Genomic DNA, 25,072 nt, shown 5'->3' with positions numbered 1-25,072 from the left:
GAGCTTGATTGATGAACCGATCGCACCGGTCGAGCGTATGTCTTAGTGGGACCGTCTGGTCGGGTGAGGCTTAATCGGCGTCAGGTCTCCCAGGAGCACTCTATGTGGCTGTATCAACTCCTCACGCGGCTGGTGTTCTGCGCCGTCAGCATCGCCTTGATGGTCGTTGCGGGCGGCCTCATCGTCTTTGCCGGCCTGCAACAGGTCTCCGCCTTCAGCGCGCCGGAACAGGATATTGGCCGAGCACTTCTTGACTTGGTCGGCTACATGGTAATCGCCATCGCTGTCTTTGAGGTCGCCAAGTACATTCTTGAAGAAGAGGTCATCGACCCCGCTCAGATGCGGAATGCTGGCCAAGCGCGGCGCAGCATTACCAAGTTCGTTTCCACCATCAGCATCGCGGTATTCCTGGAGGCACTGGTGGCCGTCTTCCAGACAAGTAAGGGGCAGGACATGTCGATGATGCTCTACCCCACGCTCCTGCTGTTTGGCGGGGTTGCCATGGTTGTCGGGTTGGGCGTGTATCAGCGGCTCAGTACAGCCGCTGAGGGAGTGGTGCGGAGTTCGCCACAGGCCGCGGCTGAGGAACAGGCGGAGCTAGACAAGTTCTAGCTTACAGCCTTGTGATATCTCCACATCGAGCACGCCGATCATGACTGGCGTAATAGCTATATTTCTCTGGACCCGCTTGGCGGCCCAGTGCTTTGCTATGCTCGGGGCTTCGCAAAAGCCGCATCCTCCATCCAAGGCAAAGCCGGTTCTCTACTACTTCAACGTCCGGACCGGGGGCGGCGTGATCGAGGATCCCGAAGGGCAGGTATATTCTGACCTTCAGGCTATGCGAGTTGCTGTCACCGCTAAGGTTCGCGACATGATCGCAGAAGGGGATCAAAAGGGCGAGGATCTCCGAAGCTGGCGCATCAAGATCATGGACAGAGCCAATCAGCCTGTCTTGACGATGATGTTCTCGGAAGCGCTGGATCCCAAGGCCGGGTGGTTAGGCTGAGCGGGTCAACCGCCTCAGGGTAGCTGTGTCGCAGGGAGTGTGACCGGTATGCATAAAGGTTTTTCTCGGAACCGCTCAGGATGTTGTCAACGCCATCCGGAAAGCAGTGAGGCGCCTGGAAGGGCAACCCGCTCCGGCATCGCAGGTTTAGCTTAGCGGCCGGCGGGGCTATGGCGATGGGGAAATCCGTCCTCGATCAGAAGGTGGTCGAGCACTAATCCCGAGCGACGTCCTCCTCTAAGGGACGAACACGAGGAACATGAACGTCGCAAAGATCACGAGATGGACGAAGCCGTTGAGAATGTTGGTCCGCCCGGTACCGAAGGTGAGAAGGCTCGCGACAGCCGTGAGCATGAGCAGCACGGTGTCCTCGCCATCAAGCCCCAACACGAGGTCCTTCTGGAGCCTGAAGTTGACCGCTACAACCGTGGGAATCGTCAGGCTGATGGTGGCCAGTGACGAGCCGAGGGCCAGATTGAGGCTCTTCTGCAGCTGATTTTCCTGCGCCGCCCGAACCGCCGCGACGCTCTCCGGCAGCAGAACCAGCAGGGCCACAACGACCCCTACGACGGCCTCAGGAGCGCCAACGAGCGTCGTGCCCGCCTGCACGACAGCAGCGAACATCTTCGAGAGCAGGATGACGGCGCTGAGCGACAGGACGAGCAGAGCCGCGCTCACCAGAACTGCGCGGTTTCGAGGCACCTCCGAGCTTGCGCCCAGACCCTCTGTGTCGAGCACGAGGAAGTAATCCCTGTCGCGCACAGTTTGGATGTAGAGGAACACGCCATAGAGAGCCAGGGTGATCAGGGTCACGAAGATGAGTTGGCTGGGCGAATAGAACGGCCCGAGGCGTGCCTGCGTGTAGTTCGGCAGAACGAGGGTGAGGGTTGCGAGCACGATAAGAACGACGAGGTAGGCACTTGCGCCCGTCACCCGAAAGCCTTGTTCGCGATAACGCAGCCCACCGAGCAGGATACATAGGCCGACGAGGCCATTGCTAACGATCATGATTACCGAAAACACCGTGTCACGAGCAAGCACCGGGCTGCTCTCGCTGCTCAGCATGATGGAGGCGATGAGTGCAACCTCGATCACTGTGACGGCAACGGTGAGGACCAGGGTGCCGTAGGGCTCTCCCGTGCGGCGCGCGATAACCTCGGCATGGTGGACCGCCGCGAACACGGTGCCGATCAGGAGAGGGATCAGTGCGGCGGCGAAAAGGATCCCAATCCGCGAGGAGATGGTGTCACCGTAAGCTTTCGCCTTTGACCTGATCCAGACCTTTGCTGAGTGTTTTGAGCAGCGAACACCCAGTCTCGGCCGTCGAAAGCACGCAAAGTCCACGTGGCATTGTCTCTCTGGCTTTGCGCCTGCGACGCAGGTTAGGCACCTTGCTTGGTCGCAATCCAGATCGTGTGTCTTGCGCCCCTACGTGCTCCATTGGCGCGAGCGCTGACCTCATCCACACGAAATCCCGCCTTGTGCAGGCGCTGGGTAAAGGCTCTATTCGGTGCGGACGACCAAACAGCAAAGACACCACCAGGAGTCAGTGCTGTCCGAACAGAGCTAAGTCCGGATAATTCGTAGAGGCTGTCATTGGCCTTGCGTGTCAGACCCTCGGGTCCGTTGTCGACATCCAACAGGATCACATCGTAAGCGGATCGGCTCGATCTTATCAGGCTACCGACATCCCCTTCGACGATGGTGACGCGGGGATCGGCAAGGCTATCGCCGAATACTTCGGCCATGGGACCTCGCGCCCATGTCACAACAGCCGGTAGTAGTTCAGCCACAGTGACCTGAGCATCAGGCCCGAGTTCGGCGAGCGCAGCACGAAGCGTAAAGCCCATCCCCAGTCCCCCAATAAGGACCTGCGGCTTCTGACACTGACGAATTCTCGAACAAGTTAACTGAGCAAGCGCCTCCTCGGAACCGCTGAGGCGGCTATTCATCAACTCGTTGCTGCCCAACATGATGGAGAACTCGGCCCCACGCTTCTTGAGGCGCAACTCGCCCCAGCTACCGGGGATCTTTGCCGTGTCAAGGAGGACCCAAGGGATCATGATCAGCTCTTCAGAAAGCGCTACTGACTTTAATTTTACTTGCCGAGCAAATGGTCGAAGTCGGCCAGTACGTGGTTGATCAGCTTGCGGCGGCGTAGATCGCTTGCATCCAGCGGTCTCATTCACACGAGACCGCTGGATGCAACCCGCTACTTCCGTGCTTTGCGGGCCGCGTAACGAGCATCACGAGCGGCCTTGCGCTCGGCCCCCAGCCTGATTTCGTTCTCTGTCTTTTCGGCAGCCGCACGCTTGTCTTGCTCGGCTTGTTCAGCCGCAAGGGCCTCACGCTCCGCGGCAATGCGGGCGTTCTCGGCAAGGCGTTGGGCTTCCCGCTCTGCTGCACGAGCATCCCGCGCGGCGCTCACGGCCGTCCGAGCAGCCCGCCGTTCCGCAACCGCAGGGTCATCTGGACCGGGCCTCTGACGGAACTTGGCCGCCATCGCCTGCTTTGCGTCCCTGGCGGCATTCAGCCGTTCGCCAAAATCTTTCTGTTTCATTCCGCTCATTGATCTCAATACGTCTGCCTCATCTGATCTGTGCCGATTATCGGACACGCCTGATGCTGGTGATGGTGCCTTCCGGCAGGGAGCCTTGCTCTTGCTGGGCTTGGGCAATCACGCCGACGGCCCAGGTATCGTTCGCCTTCGCAGGATCGTCGATCCACAGATAGGCCGTGCGCCCATCGTCATAGTTCACCATGAACATGACCGATTTTGACGGAGTTGATTTTCGAAACGTGTTCATCGCTTCCTCGTCAGTCTGACCATCATTCGATGGAGCTTTGCAAAGAAGAAGCCGCCCACAGGGGAGCGGCTCCGTAGACGGCGCTCAAGGTTGGCGCCCAAACATCCTTACGCCTTCTGGATGTTGTTGACGGCGATCTTGCCGGAGCGGCGGTCCTCAGCCGTGTCAAAGGAGACCTTCTGGCCTTCAACAAGGTTGCGCATGCCGGCGCGCTCGAGGGCGGTGGCGTGGACGAACACGTCCTTGTCGCCGTTATCCGGCTGGATGAAGCCAAAGCCCTTCATGTCGTTGTAGAATTTCACAGTGCCCATGATCATGGGGGTAACCTTTCGCGGTTGATGCAGATGCACGTGAGCCAAGGCACGCGAAAGCGCGACCTCAGTCTCGGGTTCGTCGATGTTTGGAAAGAGTGTCTGAACGTGCGCCTGGCAGAGCCAACAGCGAAACGGCCCGATTGTCCGGCCAAAGTCGATAATAAAAATATAGGGATTGGCGGGATTTTTACAAGAGGAAGGATCGGGATTGCTCGAAGAGCATGGGACAGAAGGATTTGCTTCCCTATTTTGCTTTCCGATAACGCTAGGACAATCTCTGACGACGAGCCCGGGATCTTCCGATCTCACCGGCAATGACTATGATCGCAGGGAGGACTTGCCCTGTGCCAAGCATCAGCTGGGGCAAGCCCAGCTCCGCTCCCCGGGCGGCGGGGAGCGGCTCACGCTAGACGGGTGAGCGCGTAATCTCCTTGATCAGAACGCGGGGGCGGCCGGCTCTCTCGGCGAGGGCGTTGTCCTGCTCCTCGAGGGCTTTCCGGGCCGGCTCATCGCCGTCGAGCCCACCCAGAAGGGAGCGCGGGACGCGCCAGTTCGAGCTGCGGGAGCCATGCTCGTGGAGAACGTCGAAGAGGGCATAGCCGCTCTCTAGGAGCTTTGACTTTTTGCGGGCCAATGGTCAGGTTCCTTTGCATGGCTGTACGCACCAGGATGCCTCATAGGCCAAAACGCAGAGGCCGCCCCAAGTCGGAGCGGCCTCTCTCGCGAAATGAATGACCAGAGGGTTCGATCAGGCTGTCTTCAGGTTTCCTGCCGATTCCTTGCCCGTGCGGCGATCGGTTTCGATGTCGTAGGAGACCTTCTGGCCCTCGGCCAGGCTACGCAGGCCGGCGCGCTCCAGCGCGGTTGCATGGACGAAAACGTCCTTGCCACCGTTGTCAGGCTGAATGAAGCCATAGCCCTTTGTTTCGTTGTACCACTTCACCGTACCTGTCGCCATGGGGAACTCCTTTCCCATTTGATAAGCAACCTAAGCCAAGATGCGTCAGCGGCTTGGCTGGATGAGTATCGATACTTGGGGAGATCGCCCGTGCAGGTGCACGGAAGGGCACAGCAGCTCAGTCGTCAGCCAGTCTCGATCTCGGGACAATAGGACGGCTTCGTAGCCGCTACAAGGCATTGATCCGGTCTGCCTACACTGACCGCCAAGTTGTACATGCCGGAAAGTCGGCTGATAGCACATCCGAGACGTTGCGGCTTGGTCTGCTTCAACGCTCAAAAGCCGACCTTCGTTGAGCAGACGGAATGTGAAAGTTTGACCTGAAGCGGCCCCTTGCCTCAATGCCCGGAGCTTCGGCTGACGATCGACATGATCGTCTCGAAAAGCTCGTCCTGTGCCTGTCGAGCCGTAATCTCGCCGGTGACGGCGGCATGGGACAGGGCGTCGGCGGCTCCAAGCATGGCCCAGAAGGCGGCCTGCGCAACACCTCGCGGCCCGGTGAAAGCAGTCAGCGCCCTGCGGCACCTTTCAATGAAGGCCACTTGGTACTCCCGTTTCACCGCTTCCATCTCGGGCGAGCCCACTAAGGCGGCCAGCACGCCCGGCATCTCGCGCCCTTGCTCAAGGACGCATTCGACATAGGAGGTGGCGATAACCCTGGCTGTCCCTTCCAACGTCGGCTCGCTGGACCCAAGTGCTGCGTCGAAGATTGCCGTCTGTCGGGTGTCGAAATCCCTGTAGAGCGCGATCAGCAGGCCGTCGCGTGTGCCGAAATGATCATAGACGACCGGCTTGGTGACATCGGCCTCATCCGACAGCCTCGGGAGGGTCAAGGCGTCGGTGCCTTCCTCGCGCACCAGCCGCCAGGCCGCATCCAGGAGTTGGCGATGCCGCTCCTCCCGGGACAAGCGGCGGCGTGGCCTGAGCTTGGAAGCCTGTTCTCTCGTGCGGGCGGTTGACATGCTTATATACCATTAGTAACTTACTAAAAGTATATTAGCTTTAGCTCTAAGCTGCAATCACTTACCAGGAGTGTTGCCATGCACGCCCTCATCGTCGTTGCGCATCCCGATCCCAAGTCACTCACCCACAGTGTCGCCGACCATCTTGCCGAGGGCGTGTCCTCCTCCGGCCATACGTTCGAAATCGCGGATCTTGCGGCGGAAGGATTCGATCCGCGGTTCACGGCAGCCGACGTCGCTCTCTTTCGCAGGGAGGCGCCACCCCCCGCTGATGTTGCCGCCGAGCAGGCGAGGATCGATCGGGCCGACGCGCTCGTGCTGGTCTATCCCGTGTACTGGTGGTCGATGCCTGGCCTGCTCAAGGGATGGATCGATCGTGTGTTTGCCAATGGCTGGGCCTACGATGAGGGCCCGGATGGCAAGATCGTAAAGAAACTTCGCCACCTTCGGGTTCACCTCGTTGCCATTGGCGGCGCCGATCTGCGAACTTATGCCCGTCACGGCTACTTCGGCGCCATGAGAACACAGATCGATCACGGGATCTTTGATTACTGCGGCGCACCCATTGGGGCGTCAGAGCTCCTTGTCCCAGCGGAAACGCAGAATCCATGTTCTCATCCCGATGCTGCGTATGCCGTCGGCCGCAACCTCTTCAAGGCATCAAAGCGACGCGAGGCTCCCGAGGCGGCATAAGCGCGTAGTCCACAGGGCTGCCGACCCACCACGAACGCGATCTCGTCGCTCCCAGCAGCATCAGCCCCTCCGGCGTGGTCAGGGTCGCCACGCCTCCGGCCGCTGCCCGCTTGCACATCGCCCGCCGGCTGAAGGCACGAAAAGCCCCGCCCTTCGTTGGAACGGCCGGGCTTTGATGGAGCCTTCGGTAGCAAAGACCACCAGAAGCCTTTCAACCTGCTAAATTCGCGTACTTTTTGGTCGCGAAAATTCCGGTTACGTCCGACTCAGCCACCGGAGATGATCCTGGAAGGTGATCCAACAGCGGCCGCTCGTCAGGACGTAAGCCAGACTCAGTCCAGGGGAACGAAGGCAGGGTTCCACACGATTTCCCAGACGTGCCCGTCGGGATCCTGGAAGTATCCTGCGTAACCGCCCCAAAACGTGTCGTGGGCTGGCTTCAGAATCTTAGCTCCAGCCTTGCGGGCCTGCTCCATGACCTGGTCCACCTCGTCCTTGCGGGTCACGTTGTGCCCGATCGTGAAACCCGTCGGGCATGGAGGTGTCTTTGGCAGTCCCGTGTCGTGGGCGACATCGTCACGCGCCCACACGGCCAGCTTCACCTGGGACTGAAGGTCGAAGAAGGCTACCGCTCCGTGCTCGAACTCCTTGCCAACGATGCCTTCGGTCGGCAGCCCAAGACCATCGCGGTAGAACGCAACAGCCCGTTCCAGATCATCGACCCCAAGCGTCAACACCGAGATGCGTGGTCTCATTCGTCCTCCGTTCTATGCTCTGACAGCCACAACGGGCCACAGCATGGCTGTGCCAGACGGAGCCGTCTTGAACAAAACGGCCACTCAGTCCATCAACTGGCGCACGAACTCGCCTGCCGTCATCCCACAGAGGGACTGGACCTCGCGCGCGAGGTGGGCCTGATCGGCATACCCGGCGCGGAGCGCGAGACAGGCCAGACCCTCATCCGCTTGCGTTCGCGCGAGAGCCTGGACTCTCTGGAAGCGCAGGATCCGGTCGAGGGTTTTCGGGCCGTAGCCGAAAAGCTCATCGCATTGGCGGCGCAAGGTTCTCTCGCTGACCCCGAGCCGTTCGCGCAGCGCCTTGATCTTGCGCCCTTCGACACTCGCGCCAGCCTTGAGAAACCTGAAGATCATCGTTGCCTCTTGGCGTGGGTGCTCCATCCTCAGTGCCTCGACGGCCAGAAGTTCCTGCAGGACGCGGAGCTTATCTCTCGTCGAAGACGCTGCTGCGATCCTGTCCGCGACGCGGTCGGCCCTGCTCCCCCAGAACTCTGCCATCGGAACTTCCCGCCCGATGATCTCCGTTAGAGGCCGGCCTAACCACTTGGCTGCGGCCCCGGGCATGAAGCGAATGCCGAGAACGATGGAGCCGGGTCTCAGTTCCGGGGTCGCTGCGGTGATGTCGGGACCTACCACCGTGAACCGATCGTCCCGCCAGAGGAGATCGACACAACCGTCGGGAACGACGGCAACAGGTCCTGAATGGTCCGGGGAGATTGAACTCATCCACACGCACTGGAAATGCGGGAGCAGCCGGGGGATCGGATGAGCCTCGACGTATCGCCCGGCCCGGCTGGCCAGGATCGGCGCGTGTTCACGCGGCATGGCAGATCAACCCTCCTGAGCGGTTCCGGGCCATCGGCAACATGCCATTCGGGGCGATCACCTTCAATGGGCTGAATGGAGTTCCGAGACACCCCAAGGGACGGGATCAAATCTGGTGGCCTTTGCTACCGAATGCCGCGAATGCCTGCGCCTCACGGGGTGCAGGCCTGGGCGATCGAGAGACTGTTCTCGTAGAGGCGGTGCCGGGTGATGCGACCGTTCTCGACGGTGAGGTGCAGCGCGAACGGCCCCTCGAAGGACTTTCCCGTCGCGCGGACGGTCCCTGACACGTGCCCCATCAGGACCGCCTCGGCGCCGTCGACGAGGAAGGTGTCGACAGAGGCACGCGCATCCTTGGGCACGGTGTATTCCATCAATTCAGTGAACTGGGCAGCGCATTCGGCGGCGGTGGAGCGCGGGCGGATCCACGGAGCGGCAGGGTTCTCGGCGAGCACCCAGTCGACCTCGTCGGCGAAAAGCGCAACGAGCCGCTCGGTGTCCCCGGCCAGTCGGGCGGCAAGGAACTCCTGCACGACGGCTCGGGTGGTCTCGGCGACGGAGCTCGGGGTGGCGGCGGCGGACGTGACGGTCATGGTGCTCTCCTGGTTTCAGCGGCCGGAACTCGGCCGCAGATCGTTGATGGGCTTGATCCTGCCGGGGCAAAGGAGAGCGGTCGATTACCTCTGGGGTAATAAACGCCAAACAGTGCTTGCTCCACTGCAGGTAGCCGCCGGCAGGCTCGCCCAGCCACGCGTCGACCGTGCTTCAATCGAGGGACGGAAAAGCACGGCAATCGATAGCAAAGACCGCCAAATCAGGTGTGCCTTCGTCCGAGATCCACTCTGCGTGAGATCCCGATGGCCTTGAGGAATGCTTCATCGTGGCTGACGACCAGTAGGGCGCCGTCATAAGCCTGCAATCCCGCTTCAACAGCCGCGATGGAGTCGATGTCCAGATGGTTGGTCGGCTCGTCGAGGATCAGGAGTGAGGGCGGGGTCGGCCCGCCCAGCACGCAGGTCAGGCCCGCCCGCAGCATTTGCCCGCCGCTGAGGGTAGACACGACTTGGAGCGCCGCATCGGCCCGGAACATGAACCGGGCGAGGGCTGTACGGCAGGCATTCTCATCCGCCTTCGGATTGATCCGCCGGAAATTGTCCCGGATCGAAGTCGACGGATCGAGAAGGCTCACCTGCTGGTCGAACACCGCGAAATCCGTCATGACCCGCACGGTTCCGGTCCAGGGCCGCAACTGCCCGGTGACGAGCGCCAAAAACGTCGTCTTGCCGGAACCGTTCGGGCCGACAATGGCGATGCGCTCCGGTCCGGTGACGGCAAGGGAGAGATCCCTGATGATGGGCTGACCCGGCTCGTACCCGACGCTCACGGAGTCGATCGTCAGGACGGACCTGCCGGATGGCAGTTTCGTCGGCGCAAGAACGACGGAGAGGGGTTGAAGGACCTCGATGCGCTCGCGGGCCGATGCTGCTGCCTCGAGAGCCCGCGTGCGACGCCGCTCGGCGACGCGGGCCGTCTCGCCACCCGTGTCCTCGCTCCGGTCTTTCCGCATGCCTGCGAGAATCCGGGGCATGTCCCCCCTGGCACCCTTCCTCTGCCCGGCACGATCCTTGCGCGCCTTCCTCTCGGCTGTTTCCTGCGCCTTCCGGTCGATCTCCTCGACGCGTTTCTCGGCGTCCGCCAGATCGCGCCGGGCGGCGGCGAGCTCAAGGGCCTTTCGCTCACGGTACTCGCTCCAGTTGCCGCCGTAGCGAGTGGCTCCCAGCGATGTCAGCTCGACGATGGCGTCCATGGCTTCGAGCAGCTCCCGGTCATGGCTGACCGTGATCGCGCCGCCCCGCCAGTTGGCGAGAAGATCGATCACCGCCGTGCGCCCCTCGCGGTCGAGGTTGTTCGTCGGCTCGTCCAGCAGCAGGAAGTCAGGCTCCGCGAAGATGAGCGCGGCAAGGCGGGCCCGTGTGCATTGTCCGCCCGATATCGCGGTCAGGCGGGTCTCAGGTTCCACGTCGAGCCCGACGCGGGCGAGCGCGGCGGCAACGCGGGCCTCCAGGGTCCAATCGGCATCGGCAAGTTCTTCGGCAGTGGCCGCGCCGCTCTCGGCCCGGCGAAGAAGCGCCAGCGCTTCGGCAATGCCGAAGAGGTCGGCAACGGTTTCGCCCGGGTCGACCTGAACGGCTTGGCGGAGGATGCCCAGCGTGCCGTTGACCGCGACCGTGCCAGAATGCGGCCGCAGCTCGCCGGAGATCAGCTTGAGGAGCGTGGTCTTCCCAACGCCGTTGCGACCGACGAGACCCGCTCGTTCCAGGCCGAACGCCAGATCGAGGTCGGACAGGAGAGCACGCCCGTCAGGCGTGGACCATGAAAGCTTGGAGAGGATGATGGAGGCAGGCATGGAGGCGGATCTTCCCGGTGGCAATGCAGATTGGCAGTGCTGTCGGGTTGAAATCCATCGGTGCTCACATCCTGTTCTACATGACGCATCCTGATGAGTTGTGCATCACCCGACTGATTTACAGTGACTACCAGCCTGCTGCAAGCTCCCTAGAGGACGGCAGTGCCATCAATGGTCTGGTGGTCTCTGCTGCCGAATGCCCGGTAGTTTCCGTTTTGAGAGATCCTGTCGGCTGGACGCTTCAATCCCGACCATCCGTGAATTGAACGAGATCCCACAGATTGCCGTACAGATCCTCGAACACGGCGACGGTGCCGTAGGGAGCCTGCTTTGGCTCGCGAACGAACTTGATGCTCTGCTCAACCATCGCAGCGTAATCCCTCTGAAAGTCATCGGTCCGAAGGAACAGGAAGACGCGGCCCCCCGCCTGGTTGCCGATGAATGTCTCCTGGTGAGGAGTGGAGGCGCGTGCCAGAAGCAAGGACGTCGTTCCATCGCCTTGAGGGCGCACGACAACCCAGCGCTTGTCCTGCTCCGGCTGGTACGTGTCCTCGACCAGCTCAAAGCGGAGCTTGTTGACGTAAAAGTCGATGGCCTCGTCGTAGTCGCGAACCACGAGAGCAATATGCGCGATACTCTGCTTCAAACCGACCTCCTGTGTAAGATAGACCCTGCTGAAACATGCTGTTGTCACCTCGGCTCAGGCATTCTGGGCAGCAGCAGAAGCAAGCCGACGGACAAGGCATGAATCGCGCAGGTCACTATACCAAGGGCCCACAAACCCTGGTTGATCAAAGGCGCGGCTATGATCGTGCCCAAACTGGTCATCGCCAGGATGAAGAAAACGATCAGAGCCGAGCCGCGAGCGCTGTTGGGGCCGGACGCAACGATCCCGCGGTAGAACCCGAGCGGGCCACGAAGTCCCAGACCCACGTTCATCGGCAGGAATAATGCCGGGAGCAGCGCACTGTCGCTCCCGCCGGCGAGAGCATAGGCCAGGATCGTTGCGGCGCTGGCCAGAGCCATGGCCGTCCCGAAGAAGATGATGCGCTCGGTGCCCCACCGCTCGGCGAAGCGTGACGTCAGATTGGCCGCAACGATAAATCCGAGGACGCCGCACACCTGCATGGCAATGAAATCACCCAGTGTGCCGCCCATGGTCCCGACGATCACGGCCGGGGCGCCGAAGACAAAGACAACGAGGCCGGCCAATGTCATTGCCTGTGATAGGGCATACCGCATGAATACCGGGTCCAGAAGGAGCGCACGATAGCTGCCCTGTGCACCAGCCGCTTTCGACTGCTGCGGCAGCCCGAGCACGAAGATCAGCACTGCCGTGACAGTTGCCACGACTCCAAGAACCTGGAATGAGCTTTGCCATCCGAACCTGACGAGCAGAAAGACGCCGAGGATGGGCGCGAGAGCAGGAACGAGGGACTCGACGCTGCCGAGAAAGCCAATGGCACGAACACCAGCCTTTTCGCTGAAGATCTGCCGGATGATGGCAGGCCCGAAGACAGGTGCGGCTGCCGATGCGGTGCCCTGCACGAAGCGCAGCACGATCAGCGCCCAAATACTCGGTGAGAGGGCGCAAGCCACCGATGCGATCGCAAAAACAACGAGCGAGGATACGACCAGGGTTCGCGGGGTCAGGCGATCTGCCAGCGCCCCGAAGAGCAAGAGCCCCATGGCCGTCCCCGCAACATAGGACGCCAGCACGAGCTGAGCGGTAGCCTCGCTTGTCGCAAAGATCGCCGGCAGCGCAGGCACCGCGGGCAGGATGAGGTCGGTTCCTGCCAGGGACATGACTGCGCAGAGCATCAGTAGGACGAAGATGGTACGACGACGGGAGCCGCTTACCGGGCCTTCCCGCCGATCTTGAAGAGATGCGAGCATGATGGAAACTGTCTTTGATGTCAGGGAGGCCGCTTGATGCATCGTCTCCGGGCGGGAGAGGACGGCCAAGCCGAGTCCCGCTGCTATCCGGAGACGCACATAGGGAACGCGCCCGCCGGGCGACCGGCGAACGGAACATCGGCGGCAGCAATGTTCTGCATCAAAAACATTAGGATCAAATACCGGGTTCCAAGCAACGAGACAAGCCTCTTTCAGTCATGGCGCCTTTGGCCGGGCTCACGCCTTGTGTTGACGAGATGACTCTTTGGCATACCCCATCTCGAGATGCCTCCAGTCCTTAGGCCAAGCGCTGACGGATTGATTGGTGGCCTCGTTAGTTGGTGATGCCGTTCTGAGGTGCAATCATGTTAGGGGCCGCTCCTCGACGGATGCAATCCTTAACAGAGCGTAAATGCACTCGAAGTATTCCATGCTTTCAGCTCATGGGCGGGTCGGCGTCGCTGCACTTTCTGTCGGTCCGATCCGCTCTAGATTGAATTGAGCCAGCGTGATCTTCGATGCTGGCAGTTCTCTTCACCTTCGGTCGCTCTTTGTGAGCGGGCCCATTTTCGAGCTGCAGTTTGCGGCGGGCCGATGCTTGCTTTGGTCACAGGAAGAAAGGTGCATTCCTTTGCTGGTACTAATCCTATTTGGCCTTGCCCGGTGGTCGCGCCGCCACGGAACGGCGCAGACAATGTCTGAGCGAGCTTTCGTTCCACTGTCGGATGTTGGGATCGAGCAGACTGACCTTCAAGTTGTCGCTCGCTCCAAGCCCGATGTGTAATCAGAACAGCAGGAGACCGGTTTGATGCAAATCTCATGGAAGCTGACCCGCGATGCCATCCCTGACGCCCTCTGGCAGGCTCAGGATCTCACCGCATTGGATGGTGATCAGGTCATTGGCCGGGTCTACCAAATCGAACATGGTCCCGGCGAAGGGTTGTGGCACTGGGCCCTGACAGGAGCCCCTCAGAGCTCGTGCTCCACATCCGATGTATCAGGGCACGAGCGGGAGCGGGGCAGGGCGGGCCGACGCCTGCTTGAGGCTTATCGGCTTCTCCATCAGTCACACACTCGCGGAGCAGCCTGAGGAGAACAAGGCTGGACCAAACGTCGGGCCCGGCGCTGCGTATTCCATCTGCCGCAGCGCTGGCCGCTGTCGGAACTCGGTGTTGCGGACATGGGTTATCGTCTGTCTGCTTGTGTACCGCGGGCCAAAAGCAGGACAGGACGGGTGGAGAACCCACCCGATAACCGTTCATCGCATCTGGCGTTCCACCTCGGCGACCTTCATGCGGTCATCGACCAGATCGCCGATGGGGCCGAGATCAAAGGTTCTCAGCGCTCTTCAATCGAAGCGACCCTGTTAGCCCTTCCCAGCTTCTATCGCCGTCGCGTCGTGCTCGCCCTCCAGAGCCGAAAGGCCTTCACTACGGATCCGGAGCTCCAGACTGCCCGCACAATCCTGCTCGAACAGGCGGCAAAGCTGTGGGCCCAGGCCGAGGCCGCACCGGTTCAGCCCATAGGCCTCTCTCTTTCTCTGGCTTCGGATCTGCCAGTCGCCGCAAAGGCATCGACCACGTAACGCCAGCTTCTCCTGGATTTGCCCAATCGACCTTGTTCCCACGAGCGATCTTGTCGGATCAGTTCACTGAGAGCGCTGTCTCGCACCCGCCTCCATCTCGCCCCTCGTGTGATGGATTTTGCGACGGCTCTCGTCGCCCGATGCGGGCTCGGCTATGAGCTCCCTGGAAAGGGTGAGTGTACGCTTCCACCGCAATCCCCTTCGACGAATGTCAAGCTGTTGGCCGACGGCGATTGCCTCCTATAACTGGAGGACGCGCAACAAACGAATGGCTTCGCATGCGACGCTGGAAACGGGCAATCTGGTACGGGCGCCTGGGACTGATCGTGGCCGCTTTTGCCTTGATCAGCGGGATTGTGGCTGCACCTCTCCTCCAGCGAATCTGGTCTCCGCAGGGCATCACTCCACGCGTGATGATCACCGATAAACTCGCAGCTATGGTGCGGCCAAGCGCGAGATCATGCCGAGTGTCGAACATCGGCAGCATCGGGTCTGAACAATCGAGCGGAGAGCAGCCATCAGCCCACCCGACGACGCGAGCGCATCATGAAACGCTCCAAGTCAGCCGGACAGGCGCAGCACTTCCTCTCGGTTCATGATCAGATGGCAAACCTCTTCCGCCGCTCTACCAGCTCTACTGCCGCTGATCATCGCTGTGCACGCGCTCGGGCCTTTCAAATTTGGGCTGAGGTGACTGGCATCGCGGGTGCCGCCTGATCCTGACCTGAACCATGGATCAGTGCGTCTCTCACCAACAACTTGACGGCGCCCTCTGCACAGCTTCGCTGCTGAACATGGCGTCAGTTGCCGATCCGCACCGTCAAAGTGCCCAGCTTGTCAATTGAGCCCACCAGTTCGTTGCCCGGCCCCACCGGTCCGACGCCCGCGGGCGTGCCGGTTAGGATGATGTCGCCCGGCTGCAGCGTGAAGTACTTGGAGAGATTGGCGATGATCTCCGGCACCTTCCAGATCATCAGCCGGAGGTCCGAGTCCTGCTTCGTCTCACCATCAACTGTTAGGCGGATGGGGCCCTCCAGTACGTGCCCAACCTGCTCGACCGGGTGAATAGGTCCGCAGGGGCAGGAGTGATCGAAGGCTTTGCCTGCTTCCCACGGCAGGCCGCTCTTGCCCAAGTCCATCTGGAGATCGCGCCGTGTCATATCGAGGCCGATCCCGTAGCCGTAGATGTGATCGAGCGCATCGGCCACAGGGATGTCGCGGCCGCCCTTCTTGAGCGCCACCACCAGTTCGAGTTCGTAGTGATAATTGCTCGTCATGGGCGGGTAGGGGATCGTGGTCCCATCCGGAACGATGCTGTCAGCGGGCTTCTGGAAAAAGATCGGCGGGTCGCGGGTCTCGTCGCCACCCATTTCGCGCACATGCGCGACGTAGTTCCGACCGACGCAATAGATGCGGCGCACCGGGTATTTCTGAGGTGTTCCCGCGACCGGCAAAAGAGCGCGAGCTGGCGGCGTGATCACGCACGCTTCCGTGTCCATGTTGATGTTCCTCCCAGGACGCACCTGCTTCCGAGGTGTCGCTCTTCAGCATCCACATTTCTGGCGCGCTCGCAAGAAAATGTATTTTCCAAAGGTGTGTTGTGACCGTCATTCCTTCTGATAAGCAACTGGGCTTCTTCGCAGCCGCAGCAATTTACTCGCGCTGCACAAGGAAATGCTCAAGATTACCTGTTGGCCGGCAGCAATCAGGCAGCAACATGTCTTATTCCGACAAGTCTTGCTTTGCATTTCAGCATACATTTTTTGACAAGATGCTGAGACTCATACATCATCAATCGTTGCGTCGAGCAGAGGCGCCGCCAAAAAGAAGAAACAGCAACATAGTGTAGGAGAGGAAACACTGATGAAGATGAGCAAGGCCCTTGGTTTAGCTGTCACGCTCGCGCTCGCCCCTTGGGCAATGGGCGCGGCTCACGCACAGAATGCGCCCACGAAGATCACGGTCGTCCTTCCGAACCCGTCAGCCGTCAACAACTTCCCCCTTCATGTCGCTATCGGCGAGAAGATGTTCGAGAAGGAGGGACTCGACGTAAAGGTCGAGGCGGTGGATGGCTCCTCGCAGGTTCTGCAAGCGATGTCGGCCGGTCAGGCCCAAATCGGCCAACCCGGACCAGCGCCCGTTATGGCCGCTCGGGCCCGCGGCGTCGACGTGGTCTTCATCTACAACCACTTTGCCAAATCGGTCTTTGGCCTCGTCGTCCAGGAAAAGTCACCGATCAAGACCCCGGCTGATCTCAAGGGAGCGGTCATCGGCGTTGGCACGGCCGACGGGGCCGAGGTCGGCTTCACCCGCGCGATCCTGACCGACCTGAACATGACCGAAGGCAAGGACTACACCTTCCTGCCGGTCGGCGACGGCGGCTTGGCGGCGGCGGCGTTCCTGCGCGGTGACATCAAGGCCTATGCGGCGGCCGTCAGCGATGCGGCGATCATGGAGACGAGGGGCATCGACCTGCGGGAGATCACGCCGCCCCAGTATCTGAGCTACTTCGGCAACGGCTACGCCGCCATGAAGTCGTTCATCGACCAGAACCCGCAGGCCGTCGAGAAGTTCGGTCGCGTCCTGGTCCAGGCAACCGAGTTCAGCTTGAAGCCGGAGAATAAGGCCAAGGTGTTGCAGCACGCTAAGGCAGGCAACCCGCAGGAGGGTGAGGACACGAAGCTGGCGACCGCCCTGTTCGAGCAGGTCAAAGACCGGATCACGCCAGCGGACAAAGCAAAGGGCTGGGGCTACCAACCGCCGGAGCACTGGGAGCTCTGGCACAAGAGCGCCGTCGCCTCGGGTGTCCTCAAGGCGCCGCTGCCGGACCTCAAGGCCGCCTACACCAACCAGTTCGTCGACGCCTGGAACAAGGGCGCCAAGTGATGGCTGTGCTCTCCATGTCTGGACAACCCGTTGCACCGGTCGGCCTGATGGGCCGGCCGGTGTACGAACTGCGCGGCGTCAGCAAGACATTCGCCAAGCGCAACGTGCAGGCGCTCGACAAGGTCGATCTGACGCTGCGGGAAGGCACCTTCTCGGCCATCATCGGGCCGAGCGGGTGCGGGAAGTCGACCCTGCTCAAGATCATGGCCGGCCTGCAACCACCATCCAGTGGCAGCGTCATCCTGGAAGGCAAGCCGGTGATGGGACCACGCCGGGACATCGGCATGATGTTCCAGCAGGCGACCCTGTTCCCGTGGCGGACGACCCTTGAGAACATCGTGCTGCCGATTGAGATCCGCGACGGCAAGGCGGCGGCGCGGGCCAAGTACGACCAGGCGCGCCAGCTCCTGGACCTAGTAGGCCTGAACGGCTTCGAGAGCGTCTATCCGAGCGAGTTGTCCGGCGGCATGGCGCAGCGGGCGGCAATCTGCCGGATGCTGATCACCGAGCCGGCGGTCCTGCTGCTCGACGAACCGTTCAGTGCCCTCGACGAACTGAGCCGCGACTTCATGAACATGGAATTGCAGCGCATCTGCCTAGAGCGAAACGCGACGACCTTCCTGGTCACCCACTCGATCCCGGAGGCGGTGATCCTGTCCGACGTGGTCTACGTCATGTCGCCTCGGCCGGGACGCTTCGTCGAGGCCATCACCGTCGACCTGCCCCGGCCCCGCACCCTGGACATGATGACCGATCCGCGCTTCGGCGCGCTCGTCCATCGCATCCGCAGCCATCTCGACAAGGGAGCGTTCCAATGACGCAAGCGCAAAGCACCGCAGCCGCGCCCCTGATGCCGGAACAGACGGTCTGGAGCGAGCACGTCTCATGGATCGACCGGGTTCCGCGCTGGGTGTCGATGGTTGCCCTGATGGTGGGTTTTCTCGCCGTCTGGCAGCTTGTCTACCTGATCGAGCTGGTCTCACCGATCATCCTGCCCTCACCCCTTGAAACCATCGAGGACCTGTTTGTGGTCGGCCGCAATCTCCTGACCGGCGACTACATGCTTAAGGCCTTGTGGGTGACGACGCAGGAGGTGCTTCTCGGCTTCATCATCGCGGTGGTGTTCGGGTTCGCCCTCGGTGTGCTCGTGGGCGAGACCTCCTTTGGTGAGCGGGCGGTGATGCCGTACCTCGTGGCCATCAACACCATGCCGAAGGTGGCCTTTGCGCCGCTCTTCGTTTCCTGGTTGGGGTTCGGCATTGCGTCCAAAGTGGCGCTCGCGGCATTCATCGCGTTCTTTCCGGTGATTGTTGGAACGGCGGCAGGCTTGCATGCCGCCGATCAGAACGCCCGCATGCTGTTCAAGACCATGGGGGCCAGCCGCTGGCAGACCCTCGTGCAGCTGAAGCTTCCCATCGGCATGCCCCACTTCTTTGCGGGGCTGAAGAACGCTGCGGTTCTGACCGTCGTCGGCGCGGTGGTGGGCGAGTTTCTCGGCGGTGGCAAGGGCTTCGGCGAGTTGATCCGTGTGGCGGCCGCGCAGCTCGACACGCCGCGCGTGTTCTCGCTGATCATCTACCTGAGCCTGCTCGGGCTGGCGACGTTCTGGGTGGTGGCCTGGGCCCAGCGCCGGTTCGTCTTTTGGCACAAGGAAACCGTCACAGAGGAGACTCTTGGGCAATAAGGTGCCGGAGCGGCGTCCTGGCGGTTGACCGCGGTCCCGTGCCAGGACATTCCGCTTCGACCCCAACTTTGCGCAGGTTGCGTCATGAACAAGATTGAAAAAATAACGGCGGCAACCTCCGTCTACGAGCGGCTCCGGCAGGACATCCTCCATGGCGACTTGCGGCCAGGACAGAAGCTCCTGATCGATTTCGTCTCCGAGCGCTACGGGGTAGGGCTCAATCCGGTCCGGGAGGCGCTCAACCGCCTCTCATCTGAGGGGTTGGTCGAGCGAAAGGATCAGCGCGGCTTTTTCGTGCCGTCGGTCAGCATCGAGGGCTGGCGCGAGCTGGTGAAGACCCGCTGCTGGCTGGAGGGCAAGGCCCTCGAAGAGTCCATCCAGAATGGCGATCAGGCGTGGGAGGAGCGCATCGTCGTGGCTTTCCACCACCTGTCGCGCACGCCCTGGAAGCTGTCCGAGCAGGACACCAGCACCAACCCGGCCTGGGAGGAGCGGCATCGGGCGTTTCACCTCGCCCTCGTTGCCGCGTGCGGCTCCTCGATCCTGATCGGGATCTGCAAGGACCTGATGGATCAGGCGCAGCGATACCGTTTCATCTCGGTCGCCTCCTCGCACCGCTACCGCAACACCGTGGAGGAGCACCGCGGGATCATGGAGGCCGTGCTCGACCGCAAGACGGAACTGGCCGTCGAGCGGCTCGTCGAGCATTACCAGACCACCCTCCGGCACATCGAGGACCAGATCCAGCCCTCATCCAAGATCAAGTTCAATCCACCGTTGGGATGAAGCAACCAAACAGTGTCCTGGCGGGCGGCCCTTCTATCGCCATTCATCCCGATTCCACCCCCACAGGCTCAAAGGAGCAAAGAAGTCCCATGAAGCTGCTGCGCTACGGCTTACCCGGCCAAGAGAAACCCGCCCTCCTCGATCAGGATGGCACCATCCGTGACCTCTCCGGCATCGTTCCGGACATCGCAGGTGACGTCCTTTCGTCTGCGGGCCTTGAGCGGCTGCGCGGCATCGATCCCGCCACGCTGCCGCGCGTGGACGGCGGGCAACGCATCGGTCCCTGCGTCGGGCAAGTGGGCAAGTTCATCTGCATCGGCCTCAACTACTCCGACCATGCAGCCGAATCCGGCATGGCCGTGCCGCCCGAGCCCGTGATCTTCATGAAGGCGACCAGCGCCATCTGCGGTCCCAACGACGGCATCGAGATCCCGCGCGGGGCCGAAAAGACCGATTGGGAGGTTGAGCTCGGCATCGTGATCGGCAAGGCCGCCAAGTACGTGGACGAGGCGCAGGCGCTTGAGCATGTTGCCGGCTACTGCGTCGTCAACGACGTCTCCGAGCGCTCCTTCCAGACCGAGCGCTCCGGGCAGTGGACCAAGGGAAAGAGCGCCGACACCTTCGGCCCTCTCGGTCCCTGGCTCGTCACGCGCGACGAAGTGCCCGATCCCCAGAACCTTCGCATGTGGCTTGAGGTGGATGGCAAGCGCTTCCAGGACGGCAGCACTGAGACCATGGTATACGGGGCCGCGTTCGTGGTCAGTTACCTCAGCCAGTTCATGAGCCTTCAGCCGGGAGACGTGATCGCGACCGGCACGCCGCCTGGCGTCGGCATGGGCCAGAAGCCGCCGGTGTATCTGCGCCCGGGCAACCGCGTCCGGCTCGGCATCGAAGGCCTCGGGCAGCAGGAGCAGCTCGTCAGGAGCTGGAATGGGCAGAGCTAGGCTTCTGAGAGCAAACGCATGAAGGGGTGTCTCGGCTGAGCCGGGAGACCCTTCCAGATAACTCTTAGCGCAAGAAAAGAGCACGCGAAGGATCGGGAGACGTCAATGAAGATCGGGATCATCGGATTGGGGCGCATGGGCGCGGCCCTTGCCACACGGCTTCAGGGCTGTGGCCACGACCTCGTGGTCTGGAACCGCACTCCGGACAAGGCGAAGGGACTTGTTGAGGCCGGCGCGGTCTTGGCGGACTCGCCGGCGGCCGCCGGCGAACAATCCGAAGCGATCATCACGTGCCTTCTTGATGAAGACGCCCTGGAGGCCGTGTTCGGGGGCAACCAGGGCGTCCTGGCTGCCGATGTGTCAGGCAAGCTCTTCATCGAGATGAGCACGGTTCAGCCCAGGACCCAACGAGCCCTGGCTGCCAGGATCACCGCGAAAGGCGGAGTCTATGTGGAATGCCCGGTGAGCGGCTCCACCGGGCCGGCCCGCGAGGGGCGGCTGATCGGCCTTGCCGGCGGCGCCCCGGAGGATGTGGCCCGGGCCCGCCCGATCCTTGAGCAGCTCTGCCGCCGGATCGAACACGCCGGGCCGGTCGGATCAGGGGCGAGCCTGAAGCTCGCCGTCAACCTGCCGCTGGTGGTTTATTACCAGGCCCTGGGCGAGGCCTATTCGCTCTGCCGCCATCTCGGCCTCGATCCGGAGCGGATCGTTGACCTGTTCTCCGACACGTCCGGCGGCGCCAACATTCTCAAGGCACGTGGGGGCATGATCGCCAATGGAATGCGCGGCGACGATCCCCAGCCGGTGACCTTTGACGTGGACTCGTTCCGCAAGGATCTGCGGACCATGATTGCGGAGGGGCAGGAGCTGGGCCTCTCACTTCCGGTCGTCGAGCGGACCCTCTCGGTTTACGATGAGGCCAGTCAGCAGGGCTGGGGCTCCCGGGATGGAACGAGCCTTGCCGGATACTGGTCGAGCCGCTCGACGGAGAAAGCATCAGGAGAGAGCATCTGATCCACCCATTGTCTGCTGTTCGGTCATGATGGGAGCAGTCGGCGCGGCTTTGTCGCAAATGCGGTTTTTACTTGCCTATGCTGGTGAGTTCACGCCGGCCGACTGCCGTGAAATCAATGACTTGACACCTCTGCCATGACCAGAAATGACGCTGTAAAACACCTCTACTTTGAGTTTGCCACAGAACCGCGCTGCGAGGACCGCTGAAGAATCGGCGGCCGAGCATGCGCGCCGTTGGCTCTTTTGCAAATTCGGAGCAATGGCGAGAAAGCAGCAGATCTTTATGACATGCTCAGGCAGCGAGCAGATCGAACTGTTCGGCCAATGACGGCTGCGGATTGGAGGCGTACTTCCCCTGCTGCTTACGCATCATATGGATCATCTCTATGCCACCCAGGATCACACGAGCCGTGACCGCAGACTGGAGCCCGAGCATGGACCTCACCCGCCGCTTGATGGCCCGATGATCCTGCTCAATCCGGTTATTCAGATAGCGGCTCTACCAGGTCCTGATTGTCTTAAGCCAGCGCTTCGATCGATCCTGTAGACGGCTCTCTACATCACACAACAGCATCGCTTCTCGAGTGGTTTGGCTGCCGTCGATCACGAATTCTCTCAGGCCGGCCATTCCGCTTAAGTGCCTTGCGCATGAACTGCCTGGCGGCAGTCAGATTGCGCTGTTCGCTGATCCAGAATCCGACCGTATCACCGTTGCTGTCGATGGCTCGGTAAAGATACCGCGCTCGGCCATCCACTCAAGATTTCTCAAGCCCAGATTATAGGCCAAGTACCAGCGGACGCACAGCAGGATCACTGAGCGATCAATGTGACGGCCTTTGGATAGCTGAACCCCCGGAGTTGACCCGCAGGCTTAGGCTGAACTGAGTTGCTGAGCGGTTTGCGACAGAGCCTATGGAGTCGCCTGCACACAGGTTGCGCCCCACCTGATGCCATATTCCGTTATCTTATTGCGACAAATCTGCTCCGAACTCTTCCCATTTGCACAATCATCTCTTTGTGACGGAATGGAAGATTTACATATGCCCTGGGCATTCGTACCTAAAAGCCGGCGGGACACTGCTTCTTGGACAGCAGGGCTCACCATCTCGCGTCATGAAACGATACTCCGCTACAAGGCAGGTGCAATGGCAGCAGGGGCAAAGTCAGGTATGGGGCACTCAGTCGAACACGCCAGGAGACACAGCCGAACGGCAGCAGGGGCAGGGCCTGCTGATGCTATGCTCCGAACGATCCCGCAATCTGCTGGGCCGCGCATCGCAACGGCCCGCGGCAGTGCCGTGCATTCTATCCGGCCTCCAAGCGAGCAGACGTTTCGCGCTGTAGAACACTGCGCAGCCGTTATGCTCGCTCCCTCTCCCCAGATGGAATCGGCTTTTGCCAGCGACAGAATGCACAGGTTTGACGCGCCAACCGGGTTGCTGGTCATCAGCCCAGCCCAGATCGAGAGCCGATCCATATGGAAATCGATGCGTGAGAACATCACGATCGCCCTGCCGCCCAAGACGCTGTTGGAATTGGCCGAGCAGGAGCTTGATCGAGGCACCTTGCACCTCGAGCCGGTTCCGTTCGGAACCATAGACCAGAAGGCGCTGTCTTTTGCACAAATGTTAAAGACAGAACTATCACAGAGAGAGGTAGCCAACGAACTTTATGTGGATGCCCTAATCACCTTGTTCGGCATCCATCTTCTTCGCACGTACGCGGGTTCTTCCAAGCCTTTGGAAACCCCGAAGGGCTCATTGCCCCAGTACAAGGCGAAAAGGGTTCAGGAGTATCTGCAAGCTAACTTTTGCCAGAAGGTATCAGTTGCCGAGCTTGCTGCCGTTTGCGGCCTTTCGCCGGGGCATTTCATCCAGGCATTCACAAAAACCTTTCAGCTCTCGCCGCACCAGTATTTGATCAACCTCCGTCTTGCGGCCGCTGAACGATTGCTTGGTGAAACTGACCTTCCGATAGCGGCGATTGCTTATGCCAGCGGCTTTTCGAGCCAAAGCCATCTCACCACCACCATGCGCAAGTACAAGAACCTGACGCCTGCTCAAGTGCGTGGCGTCAAATAGAACGTCGTTCGGTCAAACTCAAAGCTGGGGATGAATTTGTACTCGCAGGGAGATCTCTCCGTTCGCGATCTTATGAAATTTGCCGTCACGACCCATTTCGGCCTCAAAGGGTCAGACAAACGCGTCCTTACGATTTTGAAAAGATCTGAGGATTCTGAAAGACGACAGGACGATGTTCTGTGCAAACCGAACTCAGCCTAGTTCCAACCCTTTTGAGGTGGGGTCGTGTCACGCAAGTCTGAATCCAAAGACGTTCTGTAAAGGTGGATTGGCCTCCGAGGCATGCCCCAGAACATCGAAATAGCTCCTACAGCTGGCTGGCTCTATGCCGATCCCCTACGCCAATGATCAGGCAAGCCACAACTTGTGCCGGGTAAGGATGCATCGGCAACAGGTGCTGACGGGCATATGCCTGCCGATGTCGGTCACGATCGGCGGTGAAATCGACATGAGCACATGCATACGCCCCATGGGCGCATATGCAGATTGGCGCAACAAGCCAGAATTTCCAGACAGGTCGCAGACATGAAAGCAGCAGTAGTTCTTAAGGCCCAGGATACGGCAACCCGTACTATCGACGGAGACCATATCACGCTCGAGGCGCCAAGCGTGGTCCAGTTGCAAGTTGGGCCGGAGCAGGTTGCTCGGTTCGAACGGAAAGGAAATGATCTGTTGCTGATCCTCGAGGACGGCACAGTTCTGGTGATCGAGAATTTTTTCGTCCTGACCGCTGGCGAGCGCAATGACCTTGTGTTCGAGGACGGGAACGGCGTCACTTGGTGGGCACAATACGGCGATGACTGGACCGGATTTGATATTGCCGAGATCAACGACGATGTCATGGTCAAGCCGCTTCCTCCGGTGCCACTTTCTCCGGCGTTGCTGGCGGGGTTAGGGCTTTTGGCGGGTGGCGCTGTCTTGGCTGGGGGCGGCTCCGGCTCTTCGTCCAGCACGCCGACCAACACACCCCCGAACACACCTCCGGTTGTGGCGCCGGAGCGCGAAACGGTATCGGAGGACACCCCGGTCAGGGGCAATGTGCTGGCCAATGACAGCGACCCCGATGGTGACCCGCTGACGGTGACCTCGTTCGAGGTCGGCGGGACATCCTATACTCCAGGCCAGACCGCTACGATTCCTGGCGTGGGCACGATCACGCTCGGCAGCGACGGCAGCTACGTCTTCACGCCCGTTCCCGACTGGAACGGCACGATTCCGACCATCACCTACACAGTGAGCGACGGCAATAACGGTGGTGCGACGACGAGCACGCTGGACATCGAGGTCACGCCGCTTGATGACACACCAGTGGCTATCGGCACGATTGCCGATCAGGCCAATGAGGATGCGCAGGGCATCACGCCGCTTGACGTTTCGACCTTCTTCTCCGACCCAGATGGCGACACGCTGACCTACAGCGCCAGCAA

The 25,072-nt window shown here is 61.0% G+C and carries 28 protein-coding genes and 2 pseudogenes; 14 read left to right on the top strand and 16 right to left on the bottom strand.

Going from position 1 to position 25,072, the window contains the following annotated elements; all coding sequences use genetic code 11:
• The first annotated feature begins 102 nt into the window (after positions 1-102).
• Together E4K09_RS22555 and E4K09_RS22550 are read left to right on the top strand one after the other, a co-directional pair.
• A complete protein-coding gene (locus E4K09_RS22555) occupies positions 103-612 on the top strand; it encodes a GNAT family acetyltransferase (protein WP_134499940.1) in 510 nt (169 codons plus the stop codon).
• A 76-nt stretch (positions 613-688) separates the two neighbouring features.
• Positions 689-1,006 (top strand): DUF6894 family protein, encoded by a 318-nt coding sequence (locus E4K09_RS22550; protein ID WP_134499939.1) that lies wholly within the window; start codon positions 689-691, stop codon positions 1,004-1,006.
• 237 nt (positions 1,007-1,243) lie between these two features.
• Here the strand turns inward: E4K09_RS22550 and E4K09_RS22545 are convergent, their stop codons facing one another.
• The 8 genes from E4K09_RS22545 to E4K09_RS22510 form a co-directional block, all read right to left on the bottom strand.
• Positions 1,244-2,281, bottom strand: coding sequence for a calcium:cation antiporter (locus E4K09_RS22545; RefSeq protein ID WP_244610652.1), 1,038 nt, complete (start codon positions 2,279-2,281; stop codon positions 1,244-1,246).
• Between the two features lie 107 nt (positions 2,282-2,388).
• Entirely contained in the window at positions 2,389-3,069 is a 681-nt protein-coding gene (locus tag E4K09_RS22540) for a spermine/spermidine synthase domain-containing protein (protein ID WP_134499938.1), read from the bottom strand.
• A gap of 149 nt (positions 3,070-3,218) precedes the next feature.
• Complete coding sequence (locus E4K09_RS22535) at positions 3,219-3,566, bottom strand: DUF6481 family protein (RefSeq protein ID WP_425293873.1); 348 nt, start codon at positions 3,564-3,566, stop codon at positions 3,219-3,221.
• Between the two features lie 46 nt (positions 3,567-3,612).
• Positions 3,613-3,813 carry a hypothetical protein gene (locus E4K09_RS22530; RefSeq protein ID WP_134499936.1) on the bottom strand — a complete coding sequence of 67 codons (201 nt, stop codon included), beginning with the start codon at positions 3,811-3,813 and terminating at the stop codon, positions 3,613-3,615.
• Positions 3,814-3,920: 107 nt separating this feature from the next.
• Positions 3,921-4,130, bottom strand: a complete 210-nt coding sequence (locus E4K09_RS22525) for a cold-shock protein (RefSeq protein WP_134499935.1) — start codon at positions 4,128-4,130, stop codon at positions 3,921-3,923.
• Between the two features lie 403 nt (positions 4,131-4,533).
• Positions 4,534-4,761, bottom strand: coding sequence for a hypothetical protein (locus tag E4K09_RS22520; protein WP_134499934.1), 228 nt, complete (start codon positions 4,759-4,761; stop codon positions 4,534-4,536).
• A gap of 114 nt (positions 4,762-4,875) precedes the next feature.
• Complete coding sequence (locus E4K09_RS22515) at positions 4,876-5,085, bottom strand: cold-shock protein (RefSeq protein ID WP_134499933.1); 210 nt, start codon at positions 5,083-5,085, stop codon at positions 4,876-4,878.
• A 338-nt stretch (positions 5,086-5,423) separates the two neighbouring features.
• A complete protein-coding gene (locus E4K09_RS22510; RefSeq protein WP_134499932.1) occupies positions 5,424-6,047 on the bottom strand; it encodes a TetR/AcrR family transcriptional regulator in 624 nt (207 codons plus the stop codon).
• A gap of 78 nt (positions 6,048-6,125) precedes the next feature.
• Here E4K09_RS22510 and E4K09_RS22505 point away from each other — a divergent pair, with 78 nt between their 5' ends.
• Positions 6,126-6,740, top strand: coding sequence for an NAD(P)H-dependent oxidoreductase (locus E4K09_RS22505; protein WP_134499931.1), 615 nt, complete (start codon positions 6,126-6,128; stop codon positions 6,738-6,740).
• Positions 6,741-7,072: 332 nt separating this feature from the next.
• Here E4K09_RS22505 and E4K09_RS22500 read toward each other — a convergent pair whose 3' ends face one another.
• From E4K09_RS22500 to E4K09_RS22485, 4 genes are all read right to left on the bottom strand, one after another.
• Positions 7,073-7,495: a VOC family protein gene (locus E4K09_RS22500; RefSeq protein ID WP_134499930.1), complete on the bottom strand. Its 423-nt coding sequence runs from the start codon at positions 7,493-7,495 to the stop codon at positions 7,073-7,075.
• Positions 7,496-7,579: 84 nt separating this feature from the next.
• Positions 7,580-8,362, bottom strand: coding sequence for a helix-turn-helix domain-containing protein (locus E4K09_RS22495; protein ID WP_134499929.1), 783 nt, complete (start codon positions 8,360-8,362; stop codon positions 7,580-7,582).
• A gap of 152 nt (positions 8,363-8,514) precedes the next feature.
• Complete coding sequence (locus E4K09_RS22490; protein ID WP_134499928.1) at positions 8,515-8,955, bottom strand: nuclear transport factor 2 family protein; 441 nt, start codon at positions 8,953-8,955, stop codon at positions 8,515-8,517.
• A 221-nt stretch (positions 8,956-9,176) separates the two neighbouring features.
• Positions 9,177-10,769, bottom strand: coding sequence for an ABC-F family ATP-binding cassette domain-containing protein (locus E4K09_RS22485; protein ID WP_134499927.1), 1,593 nt, complete (start codon positions 10,767-10,769; stop codon positions 9,177-9,179).
• A gap of 17 nt (positions 10,770-10,786) precedes the next feature.
• Between E4K09_RS22485 and E4K09_RS29355 the strand changes: the two genes are divergently transcribed.
• A complete protein-coding gene (locus tag E4K09_RS29355) occupies positions 10,787-11,035 on the top strand; it encodes a hypothetical protein (protein ID WP_166802450.1) in 249 nt (82 codons plus the stop codon).
• On the opposite strand, the gene E4K09_RS22480 is transcribed toward E4K09_RS29355, so the two are convergent.
• Entirely contained in the window at positions 11,011-11,415 is a 405-nt protein-coding gene (locus E4K09_RS22480; protein ID WP_134499926.1) for a VOC family protein, read from the bottom strand. The genes E4K09_RS29355 and E4K09_RS22480 overlap by 25 nt on opposite strands.
• A gap of 44 nt (positions 11,416-11,459) precedes the next feature.
• Complete coding sequence (locus E4K09_RS22475; protein WP_280177490.1) at positions 11,460-12,590, bottom strand: MFS transporter; 1,131 nt, start codon at positions 12,588-12,590, stop codon at positions 11,460-11,462.
• A gap of 1,309 nt (positions 12,591-13,899) precedes the next feature.
• Here E4K09_RS22475 and E4K09_RS22470 point away from each other — a divergent pair.
• Entirely contained in the window at positions 13,900-14,250 is a 351-nt protein-coding gene (locus E4K09_RS22470; protein ID WP_134499924.1) for a hypothetical protein, read from the top strand.
• A 392-nt stretch (positions 14,251-14,642) separates the two neighbouring features.
• Positions 14,643-14,967: pseudogene (locus E4K09_RS22465) on the top strand (DDE-type integrase/transposase/recombinase); the annotation flags it as partial.
• A gap of 83 nt (positions 14,968-15,050) precedes the next feature.
• Here E4K09_RS22465 and E4K09_RS22460 read toward each other — a convergent pair.
• Positions 15,051-15,749, bottom strand: coding sequence for a fumarylacetoacetate hydrolase family protein (locus tag E4K09_RS22460; RefSeq protein WP_134499923.1), 699 nt, complete (start codon positions 15,747-15,749; stop codon positions 15,051-15,053).
• A 364-nt stretch (positions 15,750-16,113) separates the two neighbouring features.
• Between E4K09_RS22460 and E4K09_RS22455 the strand changes: the two genes are divergently transcribed.
• From E4K09_RS22455 to E4K09_RS22430, 6 genes are all read left to right on the top strand, one after another.
• Positions 16,114-17,136: an ABC transporter substrate-binding protein gene (locus E4K09_RS22455; protein ID WP_134499922.1), complete on the top strand. Its 1,023-nt coding sequence runs from the start codon at positions 16,114-16,116 to the stop codon at positions 17,134-17,136.
• Positions 17,136-17,954 (top strand): ABC transporter ATP-binding protein, encoded by an 819-nt coding sequence (locus tag E4K09_RS22450; protein ID WP_244610641.1) that lies wholly within the window; start codon positions 17,136-17,138, stop codon positions 17,952-17,954. Before E4K09_RS22455 ends, E4K09_RS22450 begins: the two co-directional genes overlap by 1 nt.
• Positions 17,951-18,820, top strand: a complete 870-nt coding sequence (locus tag E4K09_RS22445; protein ID WP_134499921.1) for an ABC transporter permease — start codon at positions 17,951-17,953, stop codon at positions 18,818-18,820. The genes E4K09_RS22450 and E4K09_RS22445 overlap by 4 nt, the downstream gene beginning before the upstream one ends.
• An 84-nt stretch (positions 18,821-18,904) precedes the next feature.
• Positions 18,905-19,606 (top strand): GntR family transcriptional regulator, encoded by a 702-nt coding sequence (locus tag E4K09_RS22440; protein WP_134499920.1) that lies wholly within the window; start codon positions 18,905-18,907, stop codon positions 19,604-19,606.
• 89 nt (positions 19,607-19,695) lie between these two features.
• Positions 19,696-20,550: an ureidoglycolate lyase gene (locus E4K09_RS22435; protein ID WP_134499919.1), complete on the top strand. Its 855-nt coding sequence runs from the start codon at positions 19,696-19,698 to the stop codon at positions 20,548-20,550.
• A gap of 57 nt (positions 20,551-20,607) precedes the next feature.
• On the top strand, positions 20,608-21,564 hold the full coding sequence (locus E4K09_RS22430; RefSeq protein ID WP_280177489.1) for an NAD(P)-dependent oxidoreductase: 957 nt from the start codon (positions 20,608-20,610) through the stop codon (positions 21,562-21,564).
• Positions 21,565-21,856: 292 nt separating this feature from the next.
• On the opposite strand, the pseudogene E4K09_RS22425 reads toward E4K09_RS22430, so the two are convergent.
• Positions 21,857-22,390: pseudogene (locus E4K09_RS22425) on the bottom strand (IS6 family transposase).
• Between the two features lie 661 nt (positions 22,391-23,051).
• On the opposite strand from E4K09_RS22425, the gene E4K09_RS22420 reads away from it, so the two are divergent.
• On the top strand, positions 23,052-23,645 hold the full coding sequence (locus tag E4K09_RS22420) for a helix-turn-helix domain-containing protein (protein WP_244610640.1): 594 nt from the start codon (positions 23,052-23,054) through the stop codon (positions 23,643-23,645).
• 525 nt (positions 23,646-24,170) lie between these two features.
• Positions 24,171-25,072 (top strand): BapA/Bap/LapF family prefix-like domain-containing protein (locus tag E4K09_RS22415; RefSeq protein WP_166802449.1); only part of this gene is annotated, 902 nt, incomplete at its 3' end.

Origin of the sequence: Microvirga pakistanensis (genome assembly GCF_004458765.1) — a bacterium.
GTDB lineage: Bacteria > Pseudomonadota > Alphaproteobacteria > Rhizobiales > Beijerinckiaceae > Microvirga > Microvirga pakistanensis.
Note: the sequence above shows the minus strand (reverse complement) of the source record. Positions and strands in the feature narration are given on the sequence as shown.